At 71.4% G+C, this 26,395-nt stretch carries 23 protein-coding genes; 15 read left to right on the top strand and 8 right to left on the bottom strand.

Annotation, left to right across the window (positions count from 1 at the left end):
- The first annotated feature begins 58 nt into the window (after nucleotides 1–58).
- A complete protein-coding gene (locus tag AB0E88_RS02140; protein WP_361622260.1) occupies nucleotides 59–796 on the top strand; it encodes a TetR/AcrR family transcriptional regulator in 738 nt (245 codons plus the stop codon).
- Between the two features lie 112 nt (nucleotides 797–908).
- Here AB0E88_RS02140 and AB0E88_RS02135 read toward each other — a convergent pair whose 3' ends face one another.
- The 6 genes from AB0E88_RS02135 to AB0E88_RS02110 form a co-directional block, all read right to left on the bottom strand.
- Complete coding sequence (locus tag AB0E88_RS02135) at nucleotides 909–1,283, bottom strand: hypothetical protein (protein WP_361622257.1); 375 nt, start codon at nucleotides 1,281–1,283, stop codon at nucleotides 909–911.
- Nucleotides 1,284–1,361: 78 nt separating this feature from the next.
- Nucleotides 1,362–1,742, bottom strand: a complete 381-nt coding sequence (locus AB0E88_RS02130; protein WP_361622254.1) for a hypothetical protein — start codon at nucleotides 1,740–1,742, stop codon at nucleotides 1,362–1,364.
- Nucleotides 1,743–2,002: 260 nt separating this feature from the next.
- Nucleotides 2,003–2,845 carry an RNA polymerase sigma factor SigF gene (locus tag AB0E88_RS02125; protein ID WP_361622251.1) on the bottom strand — a complete coding sequence of 281 codons (843 nt, stop codon included), beginning with the start codon at nucleotides 2,843–2,845 and terminating at the stop codon, nucleotides 2,003–2,005.
- 99 nt (nucleotides 2,846–2,944) lie between these two features.
- Complete coding sequence (locus AB0E88_RS02120) at nucleotides 2,945–4,708, bottom strand: thiamine pyrophosphate-dependent enzyme (protein ID WP_361622248.1); 1,764 nt, start codon at nucleotides 4,706–4,708, stop codon at nucleotides 2,945–2,947.
- A 14-nt stretch (nucleotides 4,709–4,722) separates the two neighbouring features.
- Nucleotides 4,723–6,306, bottom strand: a complete 1,584-nt coding sequence (locus AB0E88_RS02115) for an FMN-binding glutamate synthase family protein (protein ID WP_361622245.1) — start codon at nucleotides 6,304–6,306, stop codon at nucleotides 4,723–4,725.
- 118 nt (nucleotides 6,307–6,424) lie between these two features.
- Nucleotides 6,425–6,712 carry a DUF4190 domain-containing protein gene (locus tag AB0E88_RS02110; protein WP_361622242.1) on the bottom strand — a complete coding sequence of 96 codons (288 nt, stop codon included), beginning with the start codon at nucleotides 6,710–6,712 and terminating at the stop codon, nucleotides 6,425–6,427.
- Between the two features lie 548 nt (nucleotides 6,713–7,260).
- Between AB0E88_RS02110 and AB0E88_RS02105 the strand changes: the two genes are divergently transcribed.
- From AB0E88_RS02105 to AB0E88_RS02055, 11 genes are all read left to right on the top strand, one after another.
- Nucleotides 7,261–8,382, top strand: a complete 1,122-nt coding sequence (locus AB0E88_RS02105) for a 3-deoxy-7-phosphoheptulonate synthase (protein WP_361622239.1) — start codon at nucleotides 7,261–7,263, stop codon at nucleotides 8,380–8,382.
- A gap of 44 nt (nucleotides 8,383–8,426) precedes the next feature.
- The gene (locus AB0E88_RS02100; RefSeq protein WP_361622236.1) at nucleotides 8,427–9,815 is read left to right on the top strand and encodes an aldehyde dehydrogenase family protein; all 1,389 of its coding nucleotides are present in this window, start codon (nucleotides 8,427–8,429) and stop codon (nucleotides 9,813–9,815) included.
- Nucleotides 9,812–11,137, top strand: a complete 1,326-nt coding sequence (locus AB0E88_RS02095) for a phenylacetate--CoA ligase family protein (protein WP_361622233.1) — start codon at nucleotides 9,812–9,814, stop codon at nucleotides 11,135–11,137. Before AB0E88_RS02100 ends, AB0E88_RS02095 begins: the two co-directional genes overlap by 4 nt.
- Nucleotides 11,134–12,864, top strand: coding sequence for a prenyltransferase/squalene oxidase repeat-containing protein (locus AB0E88_RS02090; protein ID WP_361622230.1), 1,731 nt, complete (start codon nucleotides 11,134–11,136; stop codon nucleotides 12,862–12,864). The genes AB0E88_RS02095 and AB0E88_RS02090 overlap by 4 nt, the downstream gene beginning before the upstream one ends.
- A 13-nt stretch (nucleotides 12,865–12,877) precedes the next feature.
- Nucleotides 12,878–13,324 carry a hypothetical protein gene (locus AB0E88_RS02085; RefSeq protein WP_361622227.1) on the top strand — a complete coding sequence of 149 codons (447 nt, stop codon included), beginning with the start codon at nucleotides 12,878–12,880 and terminating at the stop codon, nucleotides 13,322–13,324.
- Nucleotides 13,311–13,586 carry an acyl carrier protein gene (locus AB0E88_RS02080; RefSeq protein ID WP_361622224.1) on the top strand — a complete coding sequence of 92 codons (276 nt, stop codon included), beginning with the start codon at nucleotides 13,311–13,313 and terminating at the stop codon, nucleotides 13,584–13,586. Before AB0E88_RS02085 ends, AB0E88_RS02080 begins: the two co-directional genes overlap by 14 nt.
- Nucleotides 13,583–14,623, top strand: coding sequence for a class I adenylate-forming enzyme family protein (locus AB0E88_RS02075; protein WP_361622221.1), 1,041 nt, complete (start codon nucleotides 13,583–13,585; stop codon nucleotides 14,621–14,623). The genes AB0E88_RS02080 and AB0E88_RS02075 overlap by 4 nt, the downstream gene beginning before the upstream one ends.
- 61 nt (nucleotides 14,624–14,684) lie before the next feature.
- A complete protein-coding gene (locus AB0E88_RS02070; RefSeq protein WP_361622218.1) occupies nucleotides 14,685–15,425 on the top strand; it encodes an SDR family oxidoreductase in 741 nt (246 codons plus the stop codon).
- Nucleotides 15,426–15,504: 79 nt separating this feature from the next.
- On the top strand, nucleotides 15,505–16,557 hold the full coding sequence (locus AB0E88_RS02065; protein WP_361622215.1) for an AMP-binding protein: 1,053 nt from the start codon (nucleotides 15,505–15,507) through the stop codon (nucleotides 16,555–16,557).
- 35 nt (nucleotides 16,558–16,592) lie between these two features.
- Nucleotides 16,593–18,254, top strand: coding sequence for an aromatic amino acid ammonia-lyase (locus AB0E88_RS02060; protein ID WP_361622212.1), 1,662 nt, complete (start codon nucleotides 16,593–16,595; stop codon nucleotides 18,252–18,254).
- Between the two features lie 18 nt (nucleotides 18,255–18,272).
- Entirely contained in the window at nucleotides 18,273–18,743 is a 471-nt protein-coding gene (locus AB0E88_RS02055; protein WP_361622209.1) for a hypothetical protein, read from the top strand.
- Nucleotides 18,744–18,766: 23 nt separating this feature from the next.
- Here AB0E88_RS02055 and AB0E88_RS02050 read toward each other — a convergent pair whose 3' ends face one another.
- Nucleotides 18,767–19,639, bottom strand: coding sequence for a helix-turn-helix transcriptional regulator (locus tag AB0E88_RS02050; protein WP_361622206.1), 873 nt, complete (start codon nucleotides 19,637–19,639; stop codon nucleotides 18,767–18,769).
- 195 nt (nucleotides 19,640–19,834) lie between these two features.
- Between AB0E88_RS02050 and AB0E88_RS02045 the strand changes: the two genes are divergently transcribed.
- Complete coding sequence (locus tag AB0E88_RS02045) at nucleotides 19,835–21,232, top strand: MFS transporter (protein WP_361622203.1); 1,398 nt, start codon at nucleotides 19,835–19,837, stop codon at nucleotides 21,230–21,232.
- Between the two features lie 309 nt (nucleotides 21,233–21,541).
- Here the strand turns inward: AB0E88_RS02045 and aroC are convergent, their stop codons facing one another.
- Entirely contained in the window at nucleotides 21,542–22,726 is a 1,185-nt protein-coding gene (gene aroC / locus AB0E88_RS02040) for a chorismate synthase (protein WP_361622200.1), read from the bottom strand.
- A 436-nt stretch (nucleotides 22,727–23,162) separates the two neighbouring features.
- On the opposite strand from aroC, the gene AB0E88_RS02035 reads away from it, so the two are divergent.
- Nucleotides 23,163–24,209 carry an NAD(P)-dependent alcohol dehydrogenase gene (locus AB0E88_RS02035; RefSeq protein ID WP_361622197.1) on the top strand — a complete coding sequence of 349 codons (1,047 nt, stop codon included), beginning with the start codon at nucleotides 23,163–23,165 and terminating at the stop codon, nucleotides 24,207–24,209.
- 389 nt (nucleotides 24,210–24,598) lie between these two features.
- The gene (locus AB0E88_RS02030) at nucleotides 24,599–26,197 is read left to right on the top strand and encodes an FAD-dependent monooxygenase (RefSeq protein ID WP_361622194.1); all 1,599 of its coding nucleotides are present in this window, start codon (nucleotides 24,599–24,601) and stop codon (nucleotides 26,195–26,197) included.
- Nucleotides 26,198–26,395: the final 198 nt, after the last annotated feature.

The raw sequence follows: 26,395 nt of genomic DNA, 5'->3' as shown, positions 1-26,395 counted from the left end.
ACGACGTCTACTCGCGATACAATGTACGCGAGTTGCTTGACAGAGGGAGACCCGATCAATGCCGGCCCAGAAACGACATGCACAAGGCGAGGACGGAGACCCGGTCTCCCTGTGGGAACGCCTCGACCGGCCGGCACCCACGCCTCGCACGGCCCTCACCGCGCGGCGGATCGCCGAGACTGCGGTCGGGATCGCCGACGCGGAGGGCCTCGACGCTGTCACCATGCGGCGCCTGGCCACCGAACTGAGCGCGGCACCCATGGCGGCGTACCGCTACGTCTCCGGCAAGGACGAACTCCTGGAGCTGATGGTCGACTTCGTCTACGGGGAGCTGGAACTCCCCGAGGAGGCGATGGACTGGCGCGAGGCCATGCGGACGCTCGCCCTGCGTATCCGTGCCGTCCTGCTCAAGCACGCGTGGGTGACCCGCGCGACCTGGTGCGCACCGACCCCGAACCAGCTGGCGCTGCCGGAGCGGGCATTGACCGCGCTCTCCGCTCTCGACCTCGACGCCGACACGGCGATGGCGGTCTTCAGCACCGTCACCGCGTACGTGCATGGAGCCGTCGACTCCGAAATCGGCCTGACCCAGATGCTGAGGGGCCGCGGCTGGTCAAGCCGCGAGGAGGCGCGCTCCGGACTGGCCTCGCACATGACCTGGCTCATGAACACCGGGCGCTACCCGAGGTACGAGCACTACCTTGGCGATGCCACACGCAAGGACGACCTGCAGTGGCAGTTCGAGACCGGCCTCGACTGCGTCCTCGACGGCATCGCGGCACGCCTGGGCGCCTGAAGCGCCCCGTACCCGCTGTGCGCCCCTCGCCCTCTCCTCCTCTTTACGTGCTGCGCGGCTTACGTGTGGCGTCCTGGCGGAGTCTGACGCCCCGGCAAAGGAGGCGACCCAACTATCCGTGGGTCAGGTCTCTCTCCTCGCGCTTGCGGTCGGCTATCGCGAAAACGAGGAAGCCTGCGGCGAACAGTACGGCGGCAGAGATCAGGAACGGTAGCGGCGCGTACTCATCGGTGCACGTCTGGCCGCCGGACGTCGCGTGGCACACGTTTCCCGGACCGCCTCGGTTCAGATAGGCGAGGTAGAACAGCGGCAGGGCGCAGCCCGCGAGACACCCGGCCACCGCGGCCCTCGGTCCCTTCCGCAGGAGGAAGGCCGCAGCGCCCACGGCCAGGACGATCAGGACCACGCCCACCGACAGCAGGGCGGCCAGTCCGGCGGCGCCGCAGCATCCCACCGCCAGCCAGGCCAGGAACCAGCCCCACCCCACGCCCCGGCCCCGTCTGCCCCCAGTCGGCTTACCGTCCACAACGCCCCCCTACAGGTAACCACTACAGCCGTTCGCGGATCACCCACACGGAGCATGGGGTGCAGGCTGCGGTAACGTCAGAATGCCATCCACCAGCTGCGCCGTCGTTGCCTCGCCCCTCAGCGCGTCAAGCCGTTCCAAAAGGGCGTAACCCTCGATCAGTGCCGTCTCGTGGCCTCCGTAGGTCTCCAGGTTGACGACGGCCGCTTCCAGGTGGCGAATCTCGGACACCAACAGTGCCACCCCACAGCCTCGAGCGACGGCCGTACCGACGCGGGGGTAGAGCAGCGACAACAGGTCGGCGCCGCTGGCGTTGCCGATCGTTTCGGCATCACTGTCCCCGGCCTCCTCCAGCTGTGTCCGGGCGTGCTCGATCACCCGGACCAGAGACCGAAAATCACTGTGGCTCAGCTCGACCACCAGGCGATCGCTCCTGAGGAGAGGAGAGGACTCGCCCTGTCTTCGCTTGGAGAACCACGCCACGACCGCCCCCTGTTGGTCACGCCACGCGAGGTGAAATCACCTGTAGACAGGTGACGGCAACAGTCTGACAGATTCAGTGGCCAACTGTTGCCTGAGGGAAACTTCCCGGCGAGCGCGGAGGCTTCGGCGGACCCCGAGGTCGTCATGACCGGTGCTGGACAGCTGCGGTCGCGTCTCGGCCTGCGCGCGGCCGGCACTCAGTCCGTGCTGAGCATGCCTTCGCGCAGGCGTGCCAGGAGCCGGGTGATCAGCCGCGAGACGTGCATCTGGGAGACGCCGAGGCGTTCGCCGATCTGGGCCTGGGTGAGTTCCTCGATGAAGCGCCAGTGGATGATCTGGCGGTCACGGTCGCCGAGTTCAGCGATCATCGGTGCCAGGGCGCGGAAGTCTTCCACCAGGGCCAGGGCGGCATCCTCGTTGCCGATGAAGTCCGCCAGCGCGGCCTCGCCGTCCTCACTGCTGGTGATCGCCGCGTCGAGGGATGTCGCGTTGTAGCCGTTGGCGGCCAGTTGGGCCTCGGCGACCTCGTTCTCCGGCAGGCTCATCAGCTCGGAGAGCTCTTTGGTCGTCGGCGTCCGGCCCAGCCGGCTGCGCAGCTCATCATTGGCTCGGGCGAGTTCCAGACGGGCTTCCTGCAAACGACGCGGGACGTGCACGGCCCAGGAGGTGTCGCGGAAGAACCGCTTGATCTCACCGACGATGTACGGGACGGCAAAGGAGGTGAACTCGACCTCGCGGGACAGGTCGAACCGGTCTATGGCCTTGATCAGCCCGATCATGCCGACCTGGACGATGTCCTCCATCTCCTCCGGCCCACGGCTGCGGAACCGGGCGGCCGCGAAGCGGACGAGAGACATGTTCAGCTCGATCAGCGTGTTGCGGGCGTACTGGAACTCGGGCGTACCCTCCTCCAGCACCGCCAACTCGTCGAAGAACAGCTTCGACAACTGCCGAGCATCCGTCGGCGCGACCTTCGAGGGGTCCGCGATCTCCGGAACCCCCGCCGCCCGCACCGCAGCACCCGTGGTCGCCGTCGTCATGGCGCGCCCTCCCCGTTCGACAAGCCCGGCTCACGCCGGGCTCATCGTCCGGCAGGCTCGCGGATACCCCCGATCACTCCTGGCATGCCTCACATCTTTTCAGTCTCCGCTCGTCTCTCCCCGGCTCAGGACGACCTCCTTCACCTTGGCGACCGCGAACCCCCAGCCCTGCTCGACTGTCGGTTTGGCCGGGACGGCGATCTCGTCGGGGTTGGTGAGGACATCCAGCAGGACAGGGCCAGGCGTGTCGAATGCGCGTCGCACGGCGTCCTCCACGTCGGACGGATCTGTCACACGGATGCCGGTGATGCCCATGGCCTCGGCCACGGCTGCGAAGTCGGGGTTGTCGAGAACCGTGCCGAACTCGGGGAGGCCGCCCTGCTCCTGTTCGAGCTTGACCATGCCCAGCCGGCGGTTGTCGAAGACGACGAGCTTGACGGGGAGGCGATAGGTCTTCAGGGTCATGAGGTCGCCGAGGAGCATGCTCAGTCCGCCGTCGCCGCAGAAGGCCACGACCTGGCGATCGCGGTCCAGGCACTGCGCGCCCAGCGCCTGGGGCATGGCGTTGGCCATCGAACCGAGGTTGTAGGACCCGATGAGGCGTCGCTCATCACGCATCTCCACGAAGCGGGAGAGCCATACCGTGGCCATTCCCGTGTCGGAGGTGAAGAGGGCGTCGTCGGCCGCGACCCGGTCGACGGCCGCGGCCAGCACCTCCGGCCGGATGTCGTGGGAACGGTTGTCGAGCGCGGAGCGGATGCGGCCCACCAGGCCCTTGTCGTGTGCCGGGTCGGCAAGCCTGGCTTGACCGGTGCGCCACTGGTCGAATTGTTCGCGGGCCCTGTCGAGGTGCGAGCGGTCGCGAGCGCCTTCGGAGCCGGCAGGGGGCGCGGCGAGATGCTCCAGAAGGTCGCGCACGGTGGCGCCGGTGTCCCCCACCAGCCCGACCTCGACCGGCACCCGGCGACCGATGTGGGTGGCTTCCGTGTCCACCTGGATCACGGTGCGGCCCTCGGGATACCAGTCGCGGTATGGGAAGTCGGTGCCGAGCAGCACGAGGGTGTCCGCGTTGTGGAGGGCCTCCGCTGCCGCGGGATTGCCGATCAACCCCGTCTGACCGACCTGGAAGGGGTTGGTGTCGCCCTCGAAGCCCGCCTTGGCCTTCAGCGTGAGCACCATCGGTGCGGCCAGGCGGTCGGCGAGTGCGAGGACGTCCTCGCGGGCGGCGCGGGCCCCCTGGCCGACGAGCAGGGTGACGCGTTCGGAGCGGTCGAGGAGTTCCGCGGCACGGCGGACGGCGGACTCCTCCGGGCGGCTCACCGGAGGGTTCAGGGAGAAGCGGGCGGGCCGGTCGGCGGTCAGTTCCTGGTCGCCCAGGTCACCCGGCACGGTGAGAACGGCCACTCCCTTGCGGCCAACCGCGTGGCGCACCGCCGTCTCCAGCATCTGCGGCAGCTGGTCGGGTGAGGTGACGGTCGCGCGGAAGACTGCCACGTCGCTGAAGAGGGCGTCGTTGTCGACCTCTTGGAAGTAGTCGCTGCCGAGTTCTGTGAGCGGTACCTGACCGGCGATGGCGAGGACCGGGGCATGGCTTTTGGCCGCGTCGTAGAGTCCGTTGAGGAGGTGGACGGAGCCGGGTCCGACGGTGCCCATGCACACGCCGAGGGTGCCGGTGAGCTGCGACTGGGCGCTCGCTGCGAAGGCCGCGGCTTCCTCGTGCCGGCAGCCCACCCATTCCACGTCGTCGGTGGTGCGGATGGCGTCGGTGAGGGGGTTGAGCGCGTCTCCCACGACGCCGAACACCTGGCGCACGCCGAGCTCGCTCAGGGCGTCGACGATGACACGGGCAACAGTACGGGCCACGTGGGTCCTCCAGTTCATGCGGTGAAGCGGTCGGGGTCGGCGGACTTCCAGTCGGTCGCCCAGGAGGTCGGCGGCTCCGCGAGCAACCGCCCTGGTTCGAGCCATTCGTACAGCTCCTCGTAGGAGCGCTCGGTGAGGGGATCGACGCGCCGGCGGAGCATGTGGGGGCGTAGTTGGGCGGGGTCCGTCACGCCCATGGACGCCATGATCTGCAGTGCGCTGGCCACGGTCGCTTCCTGGAAGCGTTGGACGCGCGCTGTCTTGTCACGCACGTCCAGAGCACGGGCGCGGCGGGGGTCCTGGGTGGTGACGCCGGTGGGGCAGGTGTTCGTATGGCACCTCTGCGCCTGGATACAGCCGACGGCGAACATCATCGCCCTGGCCGCGTTGCCGTAGTCGGCACCCTGCACCATGCGTTTGACCAGGTCGGTGCCGGTGGCGATCTTTCCGCTCGCCCCGATCTTGATCCGGTCGCGCAGGCCCGTGCCCACCAGGGCGTTGTGCACGGTGAGCAGGCCTTCGGTGAGCGGGGTGCCGACGTGGTCCGCGAACTCCAGAGGTGCGGCGCCGGTCCCTCCCTCGGCGCCGTCCACCACGATGAAGTCGGGCGTCGTGCCTTCCTCCAGCATGGCCTTGCACACGGCCAGGAACTGCCGGCGCGAGCCCACGCACAGCTTGAACCCCGTGGGCTTGCCACCCGACAGCTCGCGCATGCGCGCGATGAACTGCACGAGTTCACGCGGGGTGGAGAACACCCGGTGATACGGCGGCGACACGACCGTCCGCCCTTCGGGCACGTCGCGGACCCGGGCGATCTCGGCGTTGACCTTGGCTCCGGGCAGGACACCGCCGATGCCGGGCTTGGCCCCCTGCGAGAGCTTCAAGGACACGCACTTGACATGGTCGTGCGCGGCCTTGTCGGCGAACTCGGCGGCGTCGAAGTCACCTTCTTCGGTACGACAGCCGAAGTACCCGGTGCCTATCTCCCATATGAGGTCGCCGCCAGGACGAAGGTGATACTCGGACAGGCCGCCTTCACCGGTGTCCTGAGCGAAACCCCCCGCCGCCGCGCCCCCGTTCAGCGCGAGGACCGCGTTGGCGGACAACGAACCGAAGCTCATCGCCGAGACGTTCAGCAGAGCCATGTCGTACGGACGGCTGCAGTCCGGCCCGCCGATCCGCACGCGGGGCGGGTCCTTCGGTACGGGGCACGGCGCCATGGACGGGACCAGGAACTCGTAACCCGGCTCGTACACGTCCCGCTCGGTGCCGAACGGCTCCTCCGCGTCGGTGCCCTTGGCGCGTTCGTAGACGATGCTGCGCACGTCCCTGTCGAACGGGCGCCCGTCGTAGTTCCGCTCGATGAAGTACTGCTGCAACTCGGGGCGTATGCGCTCCATGAGGTAGCGGGCATGGCCGAGGACGGGATAGTTGCGCAGTACCGAGTGGCGACGCTGCGCAAGGTCCCAGGCACCCAGCACGCCCACGAAGGCGAGCGGAAGGGCCGCGAACCACCAAGAGGACGCGATCCCGATCGCTGCGGCCGAGGCCACGAGAGCGGTCACCAGTGTCAGGACGACGATTCCAACGCGTATCACATCCTGCGCATTGCCCGGTTGGCGCTCATCATGCGCGTGAGCTGCAGCGTTCGTCTCCCTTCTCAATACCTCGGCTTTTCATGCGACTGAAGCCGTGAGGGCTCCGATGCCCACCCGTTCAGCTGCCCAGATACGAGACGAAGTCGCCGTGGAATGCCGCCGCTGTCAATAGCACGACGTATGACAGCAGGTCCACGGCACCAAGGAACACACCCGCCTTTGCGAAGCCGAGGCCCTCGTCAGCGGACCGCTGTCGCAAGGCCACCACGCCGAGAACCATCGCAAGCGGTCCGAAGACAACGCTCAGAGCGAGAACGCCGGCGACGCCGCACACCAGGCTCGCGATGGCCAGACCATTGATCCGTGTTCCGTAGGACGCTGTCGGCGAACTGTAGTGACTTGTCATCAGGGCCTCCTGGCGCCATGCGAAATGGACTCACGCCCCGGCTGGTCGGGCGGCCGGGACGCGCTTGGAACGCACCAATGCCCCTGCGCTCGCCAAACATGCAGCCACGAGGCGTCTCCGTCCTTCCAGCAATCGCTGAGCAGAGCCGAAAGGACCCCACGCCGTCCCATCCGGTCACTGCCTCCACGAAGCGCGGAGGTATCCGCCGAGAGAGCCCCGTCGCCGCATGAGGCGATCGATTTCGCGGGGTGAACGACAGCAGGCCGCAGTACCTCGGGCGTCGCCGGGCCGCCACCGTGTCCGGCTCGGGGATCGCCTGCGTGCAGCAAGGTGCACAACAGCTTGCTGCACCCGGCACAGGTGGCGAGCGCTCTCGCGCATCGGGCACGGTGATGCGTGTGCTCCCCGGAGGATCGCGCACCCGGCGGGGTCGCCGTCACCGGCGCGGTCAGCCTTCCCGCGGCGCACCCCCGGGGGAGCCCAGGCCCGCCCGAATCATTCGCTGCCGACGCCCGTACATGCGCTGAAACGGAATGAATTGAGGAACGATGCAGAGTCTTCACCTGCCGACCAGGGAACGCACCGGCTCCTTGACGCAGCGGTTACCCCCGAACGGCGTAGGCGGGCGGCACCGCGCGCACGCGGCCAGCACCCCCCGCGAGCTGCTGCGCGCGGTGCCGTCGACCGCCGCCGCAGCGCGTTCGGTGAGCGCCGGACGCCAGATGACCCGCCGTGTACTACAGGGTGACGACGACCGTCTGCTCGTCGTCGTCGGGCCGTGCTCGATCCACGACGTGGACGCCGGTCTGGCGTACGCCAGGTCCCTGAGCGAACTGGCCGCCCGCCTCTCCGACGACCTGGCCGTCGTCATGCGGGTGTACGTCGAGAAGCCGCGCACCACCGTCGGCTGGACCGGCCTGCTGTCCGACCCCGCGCTGGACGGCAGTCTCGACCTCAACGGGGGACTGCGCACGGCACGGGCGCTCATGCTGGAGATCGCCGAGATGGGGCTGCCCATCTCCACCGAGTGGCTGAGTCCGGCGGCGCCGGCCTATCTGGCCGACCTGGTCTCCTGGGGAGCCATCGGCGCACGGACCGTGGAGAGCCAGGTGCACCGGCAACTGGCCAGTGGCCTGCCCATGCCCGTGGGGATGAAGAACGGAAGCACCGGCTCGGTGCGCGTCGCCGTCGACGCCGTCCGCTCCGCGGCGGCCCCGCACGCCTACCTCGGCATCGGCCAGGACGGCAGGCCGGTGGCCCTGCGCACGAGCGGCAACCCCGACTGCCACGTCATCCTGCGGGGCGGTTCAGGCCGGCCCAACTACCGTGCCGAGGACGTGCGCGCGGCGGTGGAGCTGCTGACGGCGGCCGCGCTGCCCACCGGGCTGATGATCGACGCCAGTCACGGCAACAGCGGCAAGGACCACGAGCGGCAGGCCGTGGTCGCCCGCGAGATAGCAGCCCAGGTGGCGGCCGGTGACGTGGACATCCGCGGCGTCATGCTGGAGGGCTTCCTGGTTCCCGGACGTCAGGAACCCGGCCTCGGCGGGCTCGTGTTCGGCCAGAGCATCACCGACGCCTGCATGGGGTGGGACACCACGGCCGAAGTGTTGCGGGATCTCGCGGCGGCCGCCCGCAGGCGCCGCACCGCGATGTCGGCCGCACGCTGATCCGCCCATCACCCCACCCCGTCACGGCTGGAAGGAACAGGAGAGTGAGCGTGCTGGACATCCCCGCGCTGGGTCCGGCCGGCCCCTACCGGACACGGAAACGCACCACCGTCGAGGACGCCTCGGGCGTTCCCGCGCTCGAACTCGCGTCGGTCCCGGCACTGGTCGTCTCCCACTGGATCGACCAGCTGCGCGCGACCGCGCCCCTGCCCGCCGCCCGGGCCGCGGCCGTGCTCGGCAAGGCGGCCGACGTCTTCGAGGACCAGGAGATCCTCGGCGACGACCTGGCGGCCCACCAGCGACGGGTGGCGGAACTGACGGGCACGCCCGTCGCCGTCGTCCGCGAGTGCGACCGGCTCATCGCAGCGGCCCTGCGCGACGCGGGGCGGACGGTGTCCTCGGCGCGGCCGTCGGGCTGCCTCCCGGCCGGCACCGCCGTGGCCGACGCACCGTCGGCGGGCGCCGTCTGGTGCCGCGTCGGCGACGTCTTCGCCGTCCACGCGGCCGGCAACAGCCCGGGTGTGCACGCCATGTGGCCCGAGGCGCTGGTGCTCGGCTACCGGGTCGTCGTCCGTCCCTCCAACCGGGACCCGCTGACCCCGCTCCGCCTGGTCGCCGCACTGAGGCGGGCCGGACTGCCGGCCGGGCAGCTCGTCCTGGCACCGTGCGACCACGCGACGGCGCAACTGATCGTCGACCGCGCCGATCGTGCCGTGGTCTACGGCGGGCAGGCGGTCGTCGACACCTACCGCAACCGCGCTGACGTACGGCCGCAGGGCCCGGGCCGCTCGAAACTGGTCGTCACCGCCGACGCGGACCGGGACACCGGGCTCGGGCTCGCCTCCGCCGGTGCCCTGTACCACGCGGGGACCGCGTGCACGGCGACCACGGGCGTCCTGGTCGAGCACGATGTCACCGCGTTCGCCGAGCAGTTGGCCGCCGACCTGGCGACGGTGGCACCCGCCCCGCCGGCGGACGACGCGGCCCGCCTGCCGTGCATGCCGCAGGCGGACGCGGAACTCCTGGTGACGGCGGTGCTGGACCGCGCGAAGGACGCGGTCGTGCACCTGGCCCCCCGGGTGGAACGGCTCGGCGGCGACGGCTCGTTGTCGGCGGTGACGCCCGCGGTCGTGGAACTGACGTCCGCGAAGGACCCGTTGCTGTCGTACGAGGTGCCCTTTCCCTGCGTGTGGGTCGCGCCCTTCGAGCGCGGCGCCCTCGACGTGCTCGACGACTCCCTGGTGCTGGCACTGCACACCCGGGACCCGGAACTGCACGCCCGGGCGCTGGAGCTGCCCTCGGTCTCCAACGTGTACGGGAGCAGGCCGACGTCATGGCTCCACCCCGACGTCCCCCACGACGGCTTCCTCGGGGAGTTCCTGATGCGCGCCAAGGGCCTGGCCCACGCCGACGAGAAGAGGAGTGACACGTGAAGATCAATTCCAGGAGCGGCCTCGACTTCATGGAGCGCATCCAGCAGGAGGTGACCGCGCGCCGCCGCGCCTCCCGCTCCGACGAGGCCTACTACACGTCCAAGCTGGACGAGGTCTGGCACCGCGCACGGCACACGTCCGCCTACGCCTCGCTCGGCGCGTTCTCGATGCGGGCGTTCCGGGACCTGCCGGCCACCTCCAAGGACGACCTCAAGGCCCGGCCCCTGGACTACCTGCGGGTGCCGGTCGGCGCGGGCCTGAAGTACTACCAGACCACGGGCACGACCGGCGTGCCCACCCCCACCCCCCGCACGGACCGGGACATGATCGCCAACACCGTCTCCGTCGCCGAGGCCTGGCGCACGATGCTGGCGGACGGCGGTCACCGCGCCCTGATCCTGCTGCCCTCGGACATCGTGCCGGTGGCCGACCTCATGGTCGGCGTCTGCGAGTTCCTCGGTGTGCCCCACGCCAAGGCATACCCGTACACCACGGGGATCTCCGACTGGGACCGCATCATCCAGCTGTGGGAGGTGTTCCGGCCGACCGTGCTGTTCGTGGCGCCCGGCGTGCTGCTGGAGTTCTCCCAGGTCCTCAAGCGGCGCGGCCTGCTGGCCCGGATGCGCGAGTCCGTCGAACTGCTCATGCTGCTCGGCGAGGTCAGCACCCCCGAGCTGCGCGCGATGGCCGGCCAGTGGTGGGACGCGCGGGCCTACGACGCGAGTTACGGCAGCACGGAGAGCGGCACGCTGGCCGCCTGCTGCGCACAGGACCGACTCCACCTGCTGCGCGGCGCCAACTACTGCGAGATCGCCGAGGAGAGCGGCATCGTTCCCGCGGAGGCGGGCCGCGAGGGCCGGCTCGTCGTCACCCCGCTCAACAACGACGCCCGGCCCCTGCTGCGCCTCGACATGGGCGACGAGGTGTCCCTGTCGGGTGGCTGCCCCTGCGGTGACGACGCGCCGGTGGTGACCGTCCACGGCCGCGGCACCGACGGAACCGAGATCAAGGGCAGCCGGGTGCGCACCCGCGACCTGGAGAGCGTCGTCTACGCGAACCGCGACGTCATGGGCTACCTGATCGAGCTCGCCGAGGACGGGACGTGGGCCAGGCTGCTGCTGGAGCGGGATCCGGGCACCGACCGGGACACCGAGCCCGCGAAGAACGACCTGATCCAGCGGCGCACGGGCGAACGCCTCGGCTTCCGCTGGGACGAGGTCCGCTTCGTCAACCGGCTGCCCGCGACGACCAAGAGCGGCGGCTCCCAGAAGAGCTGGAAGCGCTCCAACTTCCGGGTCGTCTCCGAGGTGGTGCCGGTATGACGTACGACGCGCTGCGGCAGTCGTCCGGCACCGTCTCCGGGGAGTCCGACCTGTGGTGCACCTATGCGGCCGTGCGCACCCTCGCCTGGCTCGGCCGCACCGGCGACCTGCCCGCCCCCGAGACCGTCGCCTCCTTCCTGGCTTCCCGGCAGAACGCCGACGGCGGATTCGCGTGGTCGGCGGGCATGAACTCCGACGCCTGGGCGACCTACTACTGCACGCAGGCCCTGGCCGACCTGCCCGAGGGCAGCCGCGGCACGCTCCGCGCGTCCAGCTCCGACTGGGTGCGCAGCACCGCGCACGCGGACGGCGGGTTCGCCATGACACCCGGCCAGACGTCGGACGTGTGGGCCACCTACTACGCCGTACGCACCCTGGTGGAGATCTACGGCGAGCGCCCGCCGGAGGGACTGTCCGGCTGGCTGGCGGCGCTGCAGGCCGCGGACGGCGGACTGGCCTGGAGCCCCGCCCACGCCAAGGACGGCACTTCCGACGCGCGAGCCTGCTACTACGCCGTCACCGCGTGGAGCACGGCCACGGGCGGACGCGGTCCGCTGCCGTGGGACCGTGAGCGGCTGGTGAACTGGCTCCAGGACCGGCAGAGCCCGGCCGGCGGCTTCACCTTCCAGGAGGGTGACGGGACCGACTGCCTGTGGGCGACGTTCCGGGCCGTCAGCGCCCTGAGCCGCCTCGGCGAGGCCCCGCGGGACCGCGAGGCCTGCGTCGCCTGGATCCTGGCCCGGCTGCGCCCCGGCGGGTCCTTCACCCGGTGGCCCGGCTACCCCGTGACGGACGTGTGGGCCGCGTTCTGCGCGGTCGGAGCGCTACGGGAACTCGGCGCCGCGCTCGACGGTGTCGCCGACGGGGTGGTCGGCACGCTCCTGACCTTCCGCACGGCGCACGGCGGCTTCACCTACCGCACGCCCGAACTCGCCTCCGACGTCCTCACCACCTCCGCGCACCTGCTGGCCGGCCGGCTGTCCGGCACCGCGGCCCACCAGGCCCTGGAGTGGACCGAGAGCTGCATGCTGCCCAACGAGGACGGCATCATGTACATGCCTGGGCGGGGCAGCGAGGTGCGGTGCACCCTGTGGGCCCTGTCGGCCGGGGCCTTCGCGGACGACGCCCCGGCCCGCACCAGGATCGCGCACTGGCTCACCGGCGCCATCCAGAACCCCGACGGCGGCTTCGGCTACTGGGAGGGCCGCGCCTCCGACATGGTGTCGACCTCCTCGGCCGCCGAGATCCTGCACCGCAGCGGCGGAACCGGCGTCACCTCCGCCCTGCGCGGTATAGCCGCGTACGTGGCCACCTGCGAGACGGCTCCCGGCCGGTACGCCAACGTGCCGGGCGGACGGCCCACGCTGCGGGCCACCCTGCAGGCCCTGCGGGCGCTGCGGCGGTCGGCCGGCGCCGACGCCGAGCACGTCCGTGAGGCCCTCGCCCGGCACCGGGTGCGCGGCGGCGGATACGCGGACGTGGACAACCGGGTCCCGGACCTGCTGAGCACCTACGAAGCCGTGCTGACGGCGGACACGTTCGGCATCGAGTGGGACGCCGGCCACCTGACGCGCTTCCTGGACAGCGTGCGCACGGCGGACTCCGGGTTCGCCTGGACCCCCCTGATGCCGACGAGCGGCGGCCCGCTCGCCGACTGCCTGGGACGGCGCCTGGAACTGCGCCTGGCACCCGAACGGCACCCCCTGCCGCCGCTGGCCCTCTCGTGAAAGGCACACGGCCTTGCCGACCGTCGAAGTGACCAGCAATCCGCTGACCCCCTCCACCCGTCTGAGGGCCGCGCTGCGCCTCACCCGGTTCCTGGCAGCGCGCGGTTCCGACCCCGCACACGTCGTGGTCTCCTTCCGGACCGCCGAACCCATGGCGTACTTCGCCGGCGGCATGCCGCTGACGACGTACGAGGACGACGCCGGCCCCGAACGGACCGCCCGCTGGGCGTCCGTCGTGTGCCACATCCACCGCGACCGCGACCACGACTACCGGGCCCGGCTCGCCGACGAGATCGCGCAGGCGCTCGGCGTCGACGCGGACGGCGCCCATCTGACGGTCCACTTCCGTCCCACACGGCCCGACCACGTCTTCTACCTGCACGAAGGCTCCATGACGAGCGCCGGCCCGGCACCGGCCGGCGGCGACCGGCAGAAAGGACTCCAGCATGCCCGCCCGTGACCAGACCGACATCCAGGCCCGCGTCCGCACCCTCCTCGAGAAGCGCTTCGGCGACGCCGCCCGCGCGCTGCCCGCGGACGCGGACCTGTCCGGCGCACTGCCGGGCTTCGACAGCCTGGCGGCCCTGGAGTACGTCACCGCCGTGGAAGGCGAGTTCGGCATCGAGGTCGACTTCGTGGGCGACGACGTCCGCTACTGGTTCAGCACCCTCGAACGGACCGCCGCCTACGTCCGCGAGTGCGCCGAGGACCAGGCGGCATGACACGTCCGGCGACCCGTGCCGAGGGACGGCGGGCCGCGTCCGACGAGGTGCCCTTCGACACGTCCGGCAGCACGGGAGCCGCGCGCCGCTGGTTCCGGCTGCCCCGGCAGATGGAGCGCGAGGTGGAGCTGATCGGCACCCACCTCGTCGGGCCGGTCGACCAGGTGATCACCTACGCCCCGCCGCAGCACCTCTTCGGCGCTCTGTTCGGCCACTGGCTGCCCCGTATGGCAGCCGTCCCCGTCCACCGGGCGTGGACCGATCCGCTCGCTCCCTTGTCGGTCCCCTCCGGCGCACGGGTCCTGATCGTCTGCGTCCCGATGGCCTGGAACCTGCTGCACCGCGGCTGGTCGGCACTGGAGGGCGCCCGCTCGGTCGTCGCCCTGCACAGCGCGGCGGCACCGCCGCCGGCCGCCCACCGGCTCGTCCGCCGGGCAGGCCCCCTGCTGCGGGCCTGGGAACTCCTCGGATCGACCGAGACCGGAGGCATCGCCCACCGGCCGGTCGCCCCCGAGGGAAGCGGCGCGGCCCCCTGGCAGGCGCTGCCCGACGTGACCCTGATGCGTGACCGGGGCGCACCGATGGGACACACGCAGGAACTGGTCGTGCGCAGCCCGCGGCTGGCCCGGCCGGAGGGCGGGACCCGCCCTCCGGCCCGCTGGGCCACCGGAGACCTGGTCGAGTTCACCGGCGACCGGTCCTTCCGGCTCGTCGGCCGCAGCAGCTCCTTGATCAAGGTGAACGGCGTCAAGGTCCATCTGACGCGCGTGGAGGAGCAGTTGAGGGCCCGCCTGCCGCACGCGGACTGCGTCGCGCTGCCATTGACCGGCGACCCGCTCGCCGGTGAGGGCTACGTCGTCTTCTGGTCCGGCCGGCGCAGCGGAGTGGACGAGGCGGACATCCGGGCCGCGCTGCGGGACTTCCCCGGTCCGTCACGGCTCGTGGGCCTCGCGGCCGTACCGAGGACCGCCGGCGGGAAACCGGACCGGGCCGCCCTGCTCGCGACGCTCCCGCCCTGTTCGCCGTCCCCGACCTGACCCTGATCCATCTTTCGACCACACCTCATGAGGAGGGTTCACTCTGTCCAGGCTGATCGTGGTGACCGGCGCGAGCGCCGGCATCGGCAAGGCGACGGCGAAGCGATTCGCCGAGAACGACGACAAGGTGCTCCTGATCGCCCGGCAGGAGAAGCGGCTCACCCGGACGGTGCAGGAGATCGAGGCGGACGTGCCGGGAGCCGACGTCCAGCCGCTCGCGCTCGACATGGCCGACCCCGGCTCGGCGGACGTCCTGCGCGACCACGTCACCTCGACGGGACTGCCCGTGGGCGGCCTGCTGTGCTGCGCAGGCGCGGTGCCGCCGTCGCCGGGCACGGACGGCGGCGAGGTGGAACCGGTCCTGACGGAGTGGCGTGACGCGTACCGCTCGAACGTCCTGACAGCCGTCCTCGCCGTGGAGTCACTCGTCCCCCTGATGGCCGACGGCGGCGCCATCGTCCTCTACAGCTCCGTCGCCGCCTACCGTGGATCGGGCGGAACGGGCGGGTACGGCGCCGCCAAGGCCGCCCTCCACTCCTACGTCCACCTCCTGGCGACGCGCCTGGGCCCACGGGACATCAACGTCAACGCCATCGCACCGGGCTACGTGGCCGGCACCGACCTCTTCGGCGACGGCCTCCCCGCGGCCCGCGAGGCGAAGCTGGTCCGCCAGACCGCCCTGGGCCGCGCGGGCGATCCCGCCGACATCGCGGAACTCGGCTTTTACCTCTGCGGGCAGCCCGGCGGCTACATCACCTCGCAGATCGTCCAGATCAACGGCGGTGCGCACCACGGCGTCTGAAGGCTGCGCCCCCCCGGCCCGCCACCGCCTCCCGACCCCCGACCCCGACCGACCGACCGAGAAAGCACGGTGACCCACCATGAACGCGCGCGAACAGGCCGACGCGCACGTCCGCGCCATGATGCGCTGGCACTTCGACCCGGCGACCGGCTCCCGGTACTGGCTGCAACGCCGCGACCGGCTGGGTTTCGACCCCGTCCAGGACGTGCGCTGCGTCGACGACCTGCTGAAGTTCCCCAACCTCGTGGACGACCTCCGCGACGTCCCGATCGAGGACCTGATCCCCCGCGGACTGGACGCGACCGAGAAGGTGTTCGCCGTGTACGAGAGCGGCGGCACCACGGGCGCGCCCAAGCGCTTCATGATGTTCGAGGGCTGGTTCGACCGGTACATGGAGTGGGAGAACTCCCACTACCAGGACGACGGAACGGGCCACACCCTGGCCGTCGCACCCAGCGGCCCCCACATGCTCGGCGAGTACTCCCGGCGGATCGCACAGGCCAGGGGCGGGGTCCGGTTCTCCATCGACCTGGACCCGCGCTGGGTGAAACGCCTCATGGCCGCCGGAGACACCGCCGGCGCCGCCGCCTACGTCGAGCACCTCGTCGACCAGGCCGAACTGGTCCTGAGCTCCCAGGACATCGCCTTCCTGATCACCACTCCCCCGCTGCTCGCCCGTATGGCCAAACGGCCCGCGGTCCGCGCCCTGATCCAGGAGAAGGTGCGCCTGGTGATCTGGACCGGAGCGCACATGGACCCCGACACCCTGGACTACCTGTCCACGGAGTTCTTCCCCAAGGTGCGGTTCAGGGGGTCGTACGGCAGCACCTCCGTGCTGAGCGGAACGGTCCAGCGGCCCGACCCGGAGGGCACGGGTGAGACGGTGTTCGACTCGTACGCCCCCTACGTCCTGTACCGGGTCGTGGACCCCGACACCGGCACACCGGTCCCCTACGGATCGGAAGGAGCCGTGGTGATGAACTACCTCACCGAGTACGGCCTGGTGCCCAACAGCCTGGAACGCGACCTGGCCACGCGGGTCCCCAGCCCGACGGGCGCCGGGGACTCCCTGCGGGACATCCACCCCGTCGCCGAGGTGGACGGCCAGAAGATGATCGAGGGCGTCTACTAGGGACGCCTCCCCGGCTCCGGAGAGGAACAGTACCGATGGCGCACGTGCCCACGGTCCGGCACCTCGAGATCGACGGAACGGGCCTGTCGCCCCGCACGGTCGCCGCCGTCGCGCGCGGTGACGACGGCAGGACACGCGTGCAGCTCAGCGAAGCCGCCGTCAAGCGGATGCACGCCTCCGTCGGCCTCAAGGAGACGCTGCTCGCCCAGGAGATCCCCATCTACGCCGTGACCACGGGGTTCGGGGACAGCTGCACCCGGCAGATCTCGCCGGACAAGGCCCACGAGCTCCAGCGCAACCTGGTGCTCTACCACCTCAACGGCGTGGGGCCGGCCGCCGTCCCGGCCGTCGCCCGGGCGGCGATGCTCATCCGGGCCAACGCGCTGGCCAGGGGAGTCTCGGCGATCCGGCCGGAGGCGGTGTCCACGCTCCTGGACTGCCTGCAACGGGACATCCTGCCCCTGATCCCGGAACGCGGTTCGGTCGGCGCCAGCGGCGACCTCGTACCGCTGTGCTACCTGGCCGCGGCACTGATCGGCGAAGGACGGGTACGGCACCGCGGCACCGTACGTCCGGCGCTCGAGGCCCTGCGCGAGGAGGGAATCGAGCCGCTGCGGCTCGCGCCCAAGGAGGGCATCGCGCTGGTCAACGGGACCGCCTTCGCCACCGCCTACGCCGTCCTGGCCGCCGCGGACGCCCGGGAGCTGGCCTTCACCGCCGAACTCGCGACCGCCATGACACTGGAAGCGCTGCACGGCAACGCGTCCGCGCTGCACCCCTTCATCCACGAGAACAAACCCCACCCCGGCCAGGTCCGGGCCGCCGCGACCGTCCGCACCCTGCTGTCCGGATCGCGGCTCGCCACGTCCTTCGACGACATCCTCATGCGCCGCCGCACGCTGGCCGGGCGCAGCTACCTCCAGCTCAACGAGCGCATCCAGGACAAGTACTCGGTGCGCTGCGCGCCGCAGATCATCGGGATCGCCCACGACACGCTCGACTGGGCGGAGGACTGGCTCGACACCGAGATCAACTCCGCCGGCGACAACCCGCTCTTCGACGTCGAGGAGTCGGGCCTCCACCTCGGCGGCAACTTCTACGCGGGCCACGTCGGCCAGGCCATGGACAGCCTGAAGACCGCGGTGGCCAATCTCGCCAACCTGCTCGACCGCCAACTGGCCCTCGTGGTGGACGAGAAGTTCAACGAAGGACTCCCGCCCAACCTCGTCCTCGCACGCCGTGCCGACGATCCCGAAGCGGGGTTGCACCACGGGTTCAAGGGCATGCAGATAGCGGCCTCGGCCGTCACCGCCGAGGCCCTCAAACAGACGGGGCCGGTGTCGGTGTTCTCGCGCTCGACCGAGTCGCACAACCAGGACATCGTCAGCATGGGCACGATCTCGGCGCGTGACGCGCGCACCGTCAACGGCCTGGTCCGCGAGGTGGCGGCCATCCATCTGCTCGCCCTGGCGCAGGCGATCGAACTGCGGGGCGTCGAGCAGGCGTCACCGGCCGTTCGGGCGGTGCACGCGCTGATCAGGGAGCACAGCGCCTTCGTCTCCCACGACCGCCGGCTGGACGAGGACATCGCGGCGGTGAGCCGCCTGATCGAGACGGGGGCCCTGCGGCGCGCCGCCGGGTTCGCCGACGACGACCCGGTACGAGACGACCCGAGCACCGCGTCGGGCGGTGCGTGACCTAGGAGTGTGTGTCACATGACCAAGCGCAAGTTCGCCCTCTTCGGCGCCGTCGGCACCGCCGTGCTGGCCCTGGGAGCGTCCTGTGTGCTCACCGTTCCCGCCCAGGCCACCTCCCGCACGACCATCGACCTCGCCATAGGCAACGACGGCGTCGTGCAGACCGATGTGGGCACTCACGGGCTGAGCGTCGGAGACGAGTTCGTCTACGCCGACAAGCTGTTCCGCGACGGCAAGCAGGTCGGCGAGGACGGCAGCTCCTGCCAGGTGACCAAGCTGGACGGCGCGAAGATCACCACGAACTGTGTGCTGTCCGTGCGGCTGCCGGACGGACAGCTCACCGCGCAGTCCCTGTGGACCAAGGGCAGCGACACGGTACGGATGGCCGTCACCGGCGGCACCGGCGCCTACCGCGGCGCCACCGGCGAACTGACCTGCAACGACATCCAGACCCCGCACGAGACGTACCACATCGTGCTCGACAGGTGAGCGTCATTGCGGGGCCGCCGGCGTCATCGCCCGGGCCGTTCGGAGTACGCCGCTTCCCTGGGGCTGGCCATGTCCAGCAGCAGCATGGCGTCGTGGTCCGGGGTGCCGGGCATCGCCTGATAGGTGACGAGGCGCTGGCCGTCCGTACGGGAGATCGCCATCACCTCGAAGTGCAGGCACATCGACCCGACCTCCGGATGACGGAAATGCTTCTCTCCGCCGCCGCGCGCCTGGACGTCGTACCGTTCCCACAGGCGGGCGAACTCCGGGCTCTTGACGACCAGTTCGCCCACCAGTTCGGCCAGCTCCGGCATGTCCGGGTCGGCACCCGCCATCGCGCGCAGGTGTGCGGCGCTGTGGGCCGCCATCCGCTCCCAGTCGCGGTACAGCTTGCGCCCCATGGGGTGCAGGAACATGTAGCGGGTGATGTTGCGGCGCTCCGGCGGCCAGTCCGTGATGCCGGGGAAGAGGCGCAGCCCCGGCCGGTTGGCGGCCAGCAGACCGTTGACGCGGCTGACGACGTACGCCGGTGCCGGGCGCAGCGTCTCCAGCAGCACGCGCACCGACTCGCGCACGGTGTGCGCCGGATCGGGGGACGCTGCCGGCGCCTGCCCGGCGGCGAGCGCCACCAGTTCGTGCAGCCGTTGCAGCGCGTCCCCGGACAGCCGCAGCGCCTGGCCGAGCGCGGTGACGACGGCCGGCGACGGCCGTGTCTCACGGCCACGCTCCAGTCGCGTGTAGTAGTCGACGCTGACCCCGGCCAGTGTCGCCAGCTCCTCGCGGCGCAGTCCCGGAGTGCGGCGGATGCCGGTACCGGCGGGCAGTCCGACGTCCTCCGGCCGGACCTGGCCCCGCCGAGCGCGCAGAAAGCGTCCTAACTCCGTGCCTTCACTCATGAACCCATTGTCCCAAAAGGTCCCGCCGGGAGGGGGGCCCTGTCACAGCCAGGAACACCGTTCCCCCGCACGGCCCGGTCTGCCGGGGTCCGCGCACGCCGGGAAGGCTGGTGTCCACCTGGTCTTTTCCGTCCTTTGTCGTCCGGCGCCGACCCCCTGCCCCGGCAGGGGCGGCGCAGTGAGGAGCAGTGCACGATGAGCTTGACGCGATCCGGGGAAGGCACCGGACCGACCACCGGTGAGCGGGGCCGAAACGGCCCGGACACGGCCGGTTCCACCACCGCGGCCCTCGTCGCCGCCGTCCTCGGCTTCTTCGTGATCACACTGGACGTCTCCGGCGTCAATGTGGCGCTGCCCGCCGTGGGAGACGACCTCGGCGGCTCCCTGTCGGGCCTCCAGTGGGTCGCCGACAGCTACACCCTCATGTTCGCGGCGCTGATGCTCTCCGCGGGCGCGCTGTCGGACGCCGTCGGCGCGCGCCGCGCGTACGGCTGGGGGCTCGCCCTCTTCACTCTCGCCTCGCTGGCCTGCGGGGTGGCGCCGACCCTCGGCGCGCTGACGGCGGCGCGCGTGGTGCAGGGCAGCGCGGCCGCCGTGATGGTGCCCACCTCGCTGGCGCTGATCCGCCAGGCGTACCCCGACGCGCAGGCGCGGGCGCGCGGAATCGCCCTGTGGACGGTGGGCGGCGCGGTCGCCATCGCGGCGGGACCCCTCCTGGGCGGACTGCTCACCACGGAGTGGAGCTGGCGTGCGGTGTTCTTCCTCAACGTGCCCGCCGGGCTCGCCGGCTTCCTGATCCTGCTGCGGGCCGCTCCCTCCCCGCGTCACCCCGCCGTGTTCGACCCGCCGGGGCAGCTCACGGCGGTCGTGACGCTGGCCGCGCTGACCTTCGCCGTGATCGAGGGCGGTCACGACGGGCTCACCGGCACCGTCCTGGCCGCGGCCGGGACCGCGGTGCTGGCCGGGGCGGGCTTCGTGGCGGTCGAGGCCCGGCGGCGCACCCCCATGCTGCCGCTGGAGCTGTTCCGCCAGCGCGGCGTCAGCGTGCCCGTCGTCGCGGGGTTCGCCTGCAACGCCGCCTTCTACGGCGGGGTGTTCGTGCTGAGCCTGTTCTTCCAGGAGCAGCGGGGGCAGTCGGCTTTCTCGGCCGGGTTGATGTTCGTGCCGATGGCCGTGATCACCGCCCACTTCAACTACTTCTCCCCGCGGGCCGTCGCCCGCTACGGCCCGCGCGCGGTGATCGTCGCGGGGTTGCTGGTCGGCATGGCCGGCTGCTGCGGCCTGGCCGCCGTCGGCGCCGGCACACCGTGGTGGCTGATCGCCCTGCCCATGGTGCCTCTGGGCATCGGCGGCTCGCTCGCCATGCCGGCGCTGACCTCCCTGATGCTCGACAGCGTTGCGTCCGAACGGGCCGGTACGGCGGCGGCACTGCTCAACACCAGCCGCCAGACCGGCGGAGCGCTCAGCATCGCCGTCTTCGGTGCGCTCCTCGCCGGGAACTTCATGCCCGGCATGAGGGAGAGCCTGCTGCTGGCGGCCGCTCTCCTGGCGGCCAACGCGCTCGGCGCGGCCCTGCTGCTGCCGCGTCGGTGAGCGAACGGCGGCGCGAGCGCTGCGAGCAAGCACACGGCGGTGCGCCCGCGACGAGCACGCGGTCGCATCGCCGTTCAGGTGACGTCCGGTGCCACCGGGGTGACCTCGCGGGAGGACCGGGGCGGCGAACTCGCGGCGCACCGGTAGGACCGGGGCGGCGAACTCGCGGCGCACCGGTACGACCGGGGCGGCGAACTCGCGGCGCGCGGGCCGGTGGGCCTAAGCCAGGTGTCTCGCCGCGAGGCCGCCCGGCGGGGTGCGGCCTCGCTGTTCGGTGAGGGCGACCGGTGCCTGCCGACCGCGGGGCGGTCAGCGGATCGCGATGCCGTCGAGGTAGGACCGCAGGTTGCGGCGGGTCTCGGTGACGCTGTCGCCGCCGAACTTCTCCGCCACCGCGTCCGCCAACACCAGCGCCACCATCGCCTCCGCGACGATCCCCGCGGCCGGGACCGCGGAGACATCGGAACGCTGATGATGCGCCTGGGTGGCCTCACCGGTGGTCACGTCCACCGTCTGCAGCGCCCGCGGCACCGTCGCGATCGGCTTCATCGCCGCCCGCACCCGCAGCAACTCACCCGTCGACAGACCACCCTCCGTACCACCCGCACGCCCGGACACACGGCGGATGCCCTCCGGCGTGTTCACGATCTCGTCGTGCGCCTTCGAACCCGGCACCCGCGCCAGGTCGAACCCGTCACCGACCTCCACGCCCTTGATCGCCTGGATACCCATCAGCGCACCGGCCAGCCGCGCGTCCAGCCGACGGTCCCAGTGCACATGCGAGCCAAGACCCACCGGCACCCCGTACGCCAGCACCTCGACCACACCACCCAGCGTGTCACCATCCCTGTGGGCCTGGTCGACCTCCGCCACCATCGCCTTGGACGTGTCCGCGTCCAGGCAGCGCAGCGGGTCCGCGTCCAGCCTCTCCACATCGGCCGGCGTCGGGTACACGCCCCGCGGGGCCTTCACCGAGCACAGCTCCGTCACATGGCTGACGATCTCGATCCCGGCGGTCTCCTTCAGGTACGACCGGGCCACCGCGCCCAGCGCCACCCGCGCCGCCGTCTCCCGCGCCGAGGCACGCTCCAGGATCGGCCGCGCCTCCTCGAAGCCGTACTTCTGCATGCCCGCGAGGTCGGCATGGCCGGGACGCGGCCGGGTCAGCGGCGCGTTACGGGCCTGCGCGGCCAGCTCCTGCGGATCCACCGGATCGGCCGCCATCACCTTCTCCCACTTCGGCCACTCGGTGTTGCCCACCATGACCGCCACCGGGGAACCCAGGGTCAGCCCGTGCCGGACACCACCCAGGAAGGTGACCTCGTCCCGCTCGAACTTCATGCGCGCACCGCGGCCATAGCCGAGCCGCCGCCGCGCCAGGTGATCCGCCACCATCTCCGTGGTGATCGGCACGCTGGCGGGAAGGCCCTCCAGCGTCGCGACAAGTGCGGGACCGTGGGACTCACCCGCGGTCAGCCAACGCAGCCTGCTCAACGATGCTCCTTCGTCGTGTCGGTCGTGACGGTGCCGAACGCGTGGACACGTCGCCGTGGAACGGGACGCGAAGCTCCTCGGGGGCGGCACTGCCGTACGAAGTCGTGCGTACGGTCGCGGAGCGGGTCGGCACGGGTTCGGTGCCGCCGGTCACGCTGCTGCGGCCGGGCAACGGCCGTGTCACCGAAGCGCGTTCCCGCGCGAGAGGCGGCTCCGTGACGCACCGCCGCTCATGGTAGTGCCACCCCGTCCGGGGCCCCGGTGTGCAGCAAACTGCACCACAGCTTGCTGCACTCCGCGGTGATGGCGGACGGTCCGTCCCGGCGGGCAAGCTGCTTGTCGTGCGTTCCCGCGGCGTCACCGGCTCGGCCGGGGCGTTCCGACACCGACCCGGGGCTGCCCGTAGCCCCTTCCAGCCGAGGGAAACAGGATCACCATGCCCACCGCCACCGCTCTCTGCCTGCCCGCCAAAGGAGCACCGTTCACGCTGACCGCTGTCGAACGGCGCCCGTTACGCCCCGACGACGTCCGGATCGACATCGCGTTCTGCGGTGTCTGCCACACCGATGTGCACTTCGGCCACGACGACTGGGGCGGCACGCTCTTCCCCCTCGTGCCCGGACACGAGATCACCGGAGTCGTGTCGGAGGTCGGCGACGCGGTCACCGCCTTCGCACCCGGGGACCGGGTGGGGGTGGGCTGCATGGTCGGCTCCTGCGGCAAGTGCCGCCCGTGCGTGTCCGGCGAGGAGCAGTACTGCGTCGAGGGATTCGTCGCGACGTACTCGGGCCGCGACCTCGACGGTTCGGTGACGCAGGGCGGCTACAGCCGCTCCATCGTGGTCGCGGACCGTTTCGTCCTGGCGATCCCCGACGCGCTCCCACTGGACAGCGCGGCGCCGCTGCTGTGCGCGGGCGTCACCGTCCACTCACCTCTGCGCCGACTGCGGACGGGGCCGGGCACGAGGGTCGGCGTCCTCGGCATGGGAGGCCTCGGGCACCTCGGCGTGAAGATCGCCGCGGTCATGGGTGCCGAGGTCACGGTGCTGGGCCGGTCGCCCGAGAAGAAGGACGACGCCCTGGCGTTCGGTGCCGCGCGGTTCGTGGATACGCGGGACAGTGGCCAAGTCGCGGCCCTCGGGGGCTGTTTCGACGTCCTCCTCAACACGGTGCCGGCCGCCCTCGACCTGGATGTCTGGCTCGGCCTGCTGGGCCTCGGGGGTACGCTCGTCAACGTCGGGGCCCCGGCCGATCCGGTCGCCTCGTACAACACGTTCTCGCTGCTGAGCGCCCGCCGCGGCATCGTCGGCTCCTCGATAGGCGGCATCCGCGAGACGCAGGAGATGCTCGACTTCTGCGCCCGGCACGGCATCGTGGCCGAGATCGAGCGGATCGCGGCGGCCCAGGTCGCCGACGCCTGGGAGAACCTGTCCCGGGCCCGTTACCGGTACGTCATCGACATCGCCACACTCGGCACACCCTGACCCCGCAGCGCCGGCCGCGCCGGTGGGGCCCGTAGGACCGGGGGGCCCCGTACGACCGGGGGGCCCGTACGACCGGAAGCCCGTAGCGTCTGCTGTCCTCGCGGCCCCGGCGAGGCGGCAGCTTCTCGCAACACCGGGCCTCTTCACGGCGGTTCGCCGCACACCGGTACCTCCCGTGGTCGTATCCGCGCAGGGGCACGCTTCATCGGCGCCGGCGCTCCAGCCGGGTCGTCCTCGCACGTCCTGCTCCCCGGGGCCGGTGCGCCTCACCACCCTTCGCCACGTCACCGGGGCCTCGTGCCCGTCCGGTCCGGCCGAACCGTGCCCGGCCCTTCCGCGGCCCGGCTCCCCTCCCGCTCCGCACACAGCAGTAAACGGAGGCATATCGCATGTCAGTCCAGCGCGTTCCCGTCCTTGTCGTCGGTGGTGCCTACACCGGGCTCACCACTGCCCTGAGCCTTGCCGCACGCGGTGTGCGCCCGCTCCTCGTGGAGCGGCGTCCGGGCGGCTCCACGCTGCCGAAGGCGTGGGGCCTGAACACCCGCTCGCAGGAATTGCTGCACACCCTGCCCGGTGTGCGCCGTCGTCTCGAGGCGGCCGTGGGGGACGCTCAGTGGCCCCGCATCAGCCATGGGGCGTGCCTGGCCGATCCCGAACGCCGGTTCCTGGACCCGGAGGACGGGCAGCCCGACCCGCAGGAGCTGTCCTCGGTGCCGCCGCTCGCCTGGATCTCGCAGGCCCGGGTCGAGGACATCCTGCGGGCCTGCGCCCAGGAGGCGGGCGCGGAACTGCGCCACGGTACCGAGCTGGTCGCCGTCGCCCAGGACGAGGAGAAGGTCACCGCGACGCTCCGCGACGTGGCTACGGGTGGCACGTACACCGTCGAGGCGGACTATCTGGTGGCTGCCGACGGCAACACGAGCCAGGTGCGGGACATGCTCGGCATCGCCGTCGAAGGCGGCGGGACGATCGGCCACATGTACATCATCACCTTCGAGGCCGATCTGACGCGGTACGTGGAGAAGGGCGCGGTCGAGGTCATCGGGATGCCGGGCAGTGGCTCCAGTTTCATCCTGGACGGCTCGGAGCGGCACACCCTGTGGGTCGACTACTTCCCCGAACGCGGACAGAGCCCTGAGGACTTCACGGAGGAGCGTTGCCTGGAGCGGATCCGGCGCGCCATCGGCGACCCCGACATCGACGTCGCTTTCGTCAACGCCCGCTTCTTCCCGATCAATCACAAACTGGCCGAACGTTTCCGCGACGGCCGGGTGTTCCTGGCCGGCGACGCCGCGCACGCCTGCCCGCCCAACGGGGGGCAGGGCGGCAACCTCGCCATCCAGGACGCCTACGACCTGTCCTGGCGGCTGGCCCTGGTGCTCACCGGGCAGGCGGGACCCGGTCTGCTGGACACGTACGAGACCGAGCGCCGCCCCCAGGTCACCATCACCCTGGAGCGCGAGCTCGAACTGGCGAAGATCTCCGAGGGCCGCGTGCCCGCGAGTTACAACCCGGCCGATCCTCAGGCGCCCATCCCGATGCCGAAGGAGTTCCTGGGCTTCCGGTACCACTCTTCGGCGGTCCGCACCGAGGCCGGTGACGACGGCAGTCTGCAGGAGGACCCGTGGCATCCCACCGGGCGTCCCGGTGGCCGGGCCCCGCACGTCGTCCTGACCGACGGCATACGGGAGTTGTCCACACACGACGTGTTCGGCCGCGGATTCGTGCTGCTGGCCGGTCATGAGGGCGGCGACTGGGTCGTCGCCGCGGAGAAGGCCGCGGGCACGCTCGGGGTCAACCTGGACGCCTACCGGATCGGCGAGCACCTCGCCGATCGCGACGGCACCTGGTGCGACCGCTACGGGGTCGGGCCGACGGGTGCGGTGCTGGTCCGTCCCGACGCCGTGGTGGCGTGGCGTGGTCCGCAGGCGGCGGGTGACCCGGAGGGCGAGCTGACGGCGGTACTCCAGGCGATACTCGCGCGCTGAGCGGGGCCCGGAGGCGGGCCGATCGGCCCGCGGGAGTGGCGCCCCGGCAGCCGCCGGGGCCCGCGCACAGGGGCGCGGGGTCGTTCTCCGTGGCCGCCGAGCCCGGGCGCCGGCGAAATGGCCTCCGCCGCGCGTCCGTTCGGTGCGCGCGCCGACGAGCCGGGTGGCAGTCGGCGCGCCGTACTCGGCGCCACATGC

The sequence above is a fragment of the Streptomyces sp. NPDC028635 genome, assembly GCF_040637635.1.
Taxonomy (GTDB): domain Bacteria; phylum Actinomycetota; class Actinomycetes; order Streptomycetales; family Streptomycetaceae; genus Streptomyces.
Note: the sequence above shows the minus strand (reverse complement) of the source record. Positions and strands in the feature narration are given on the sequence as shown.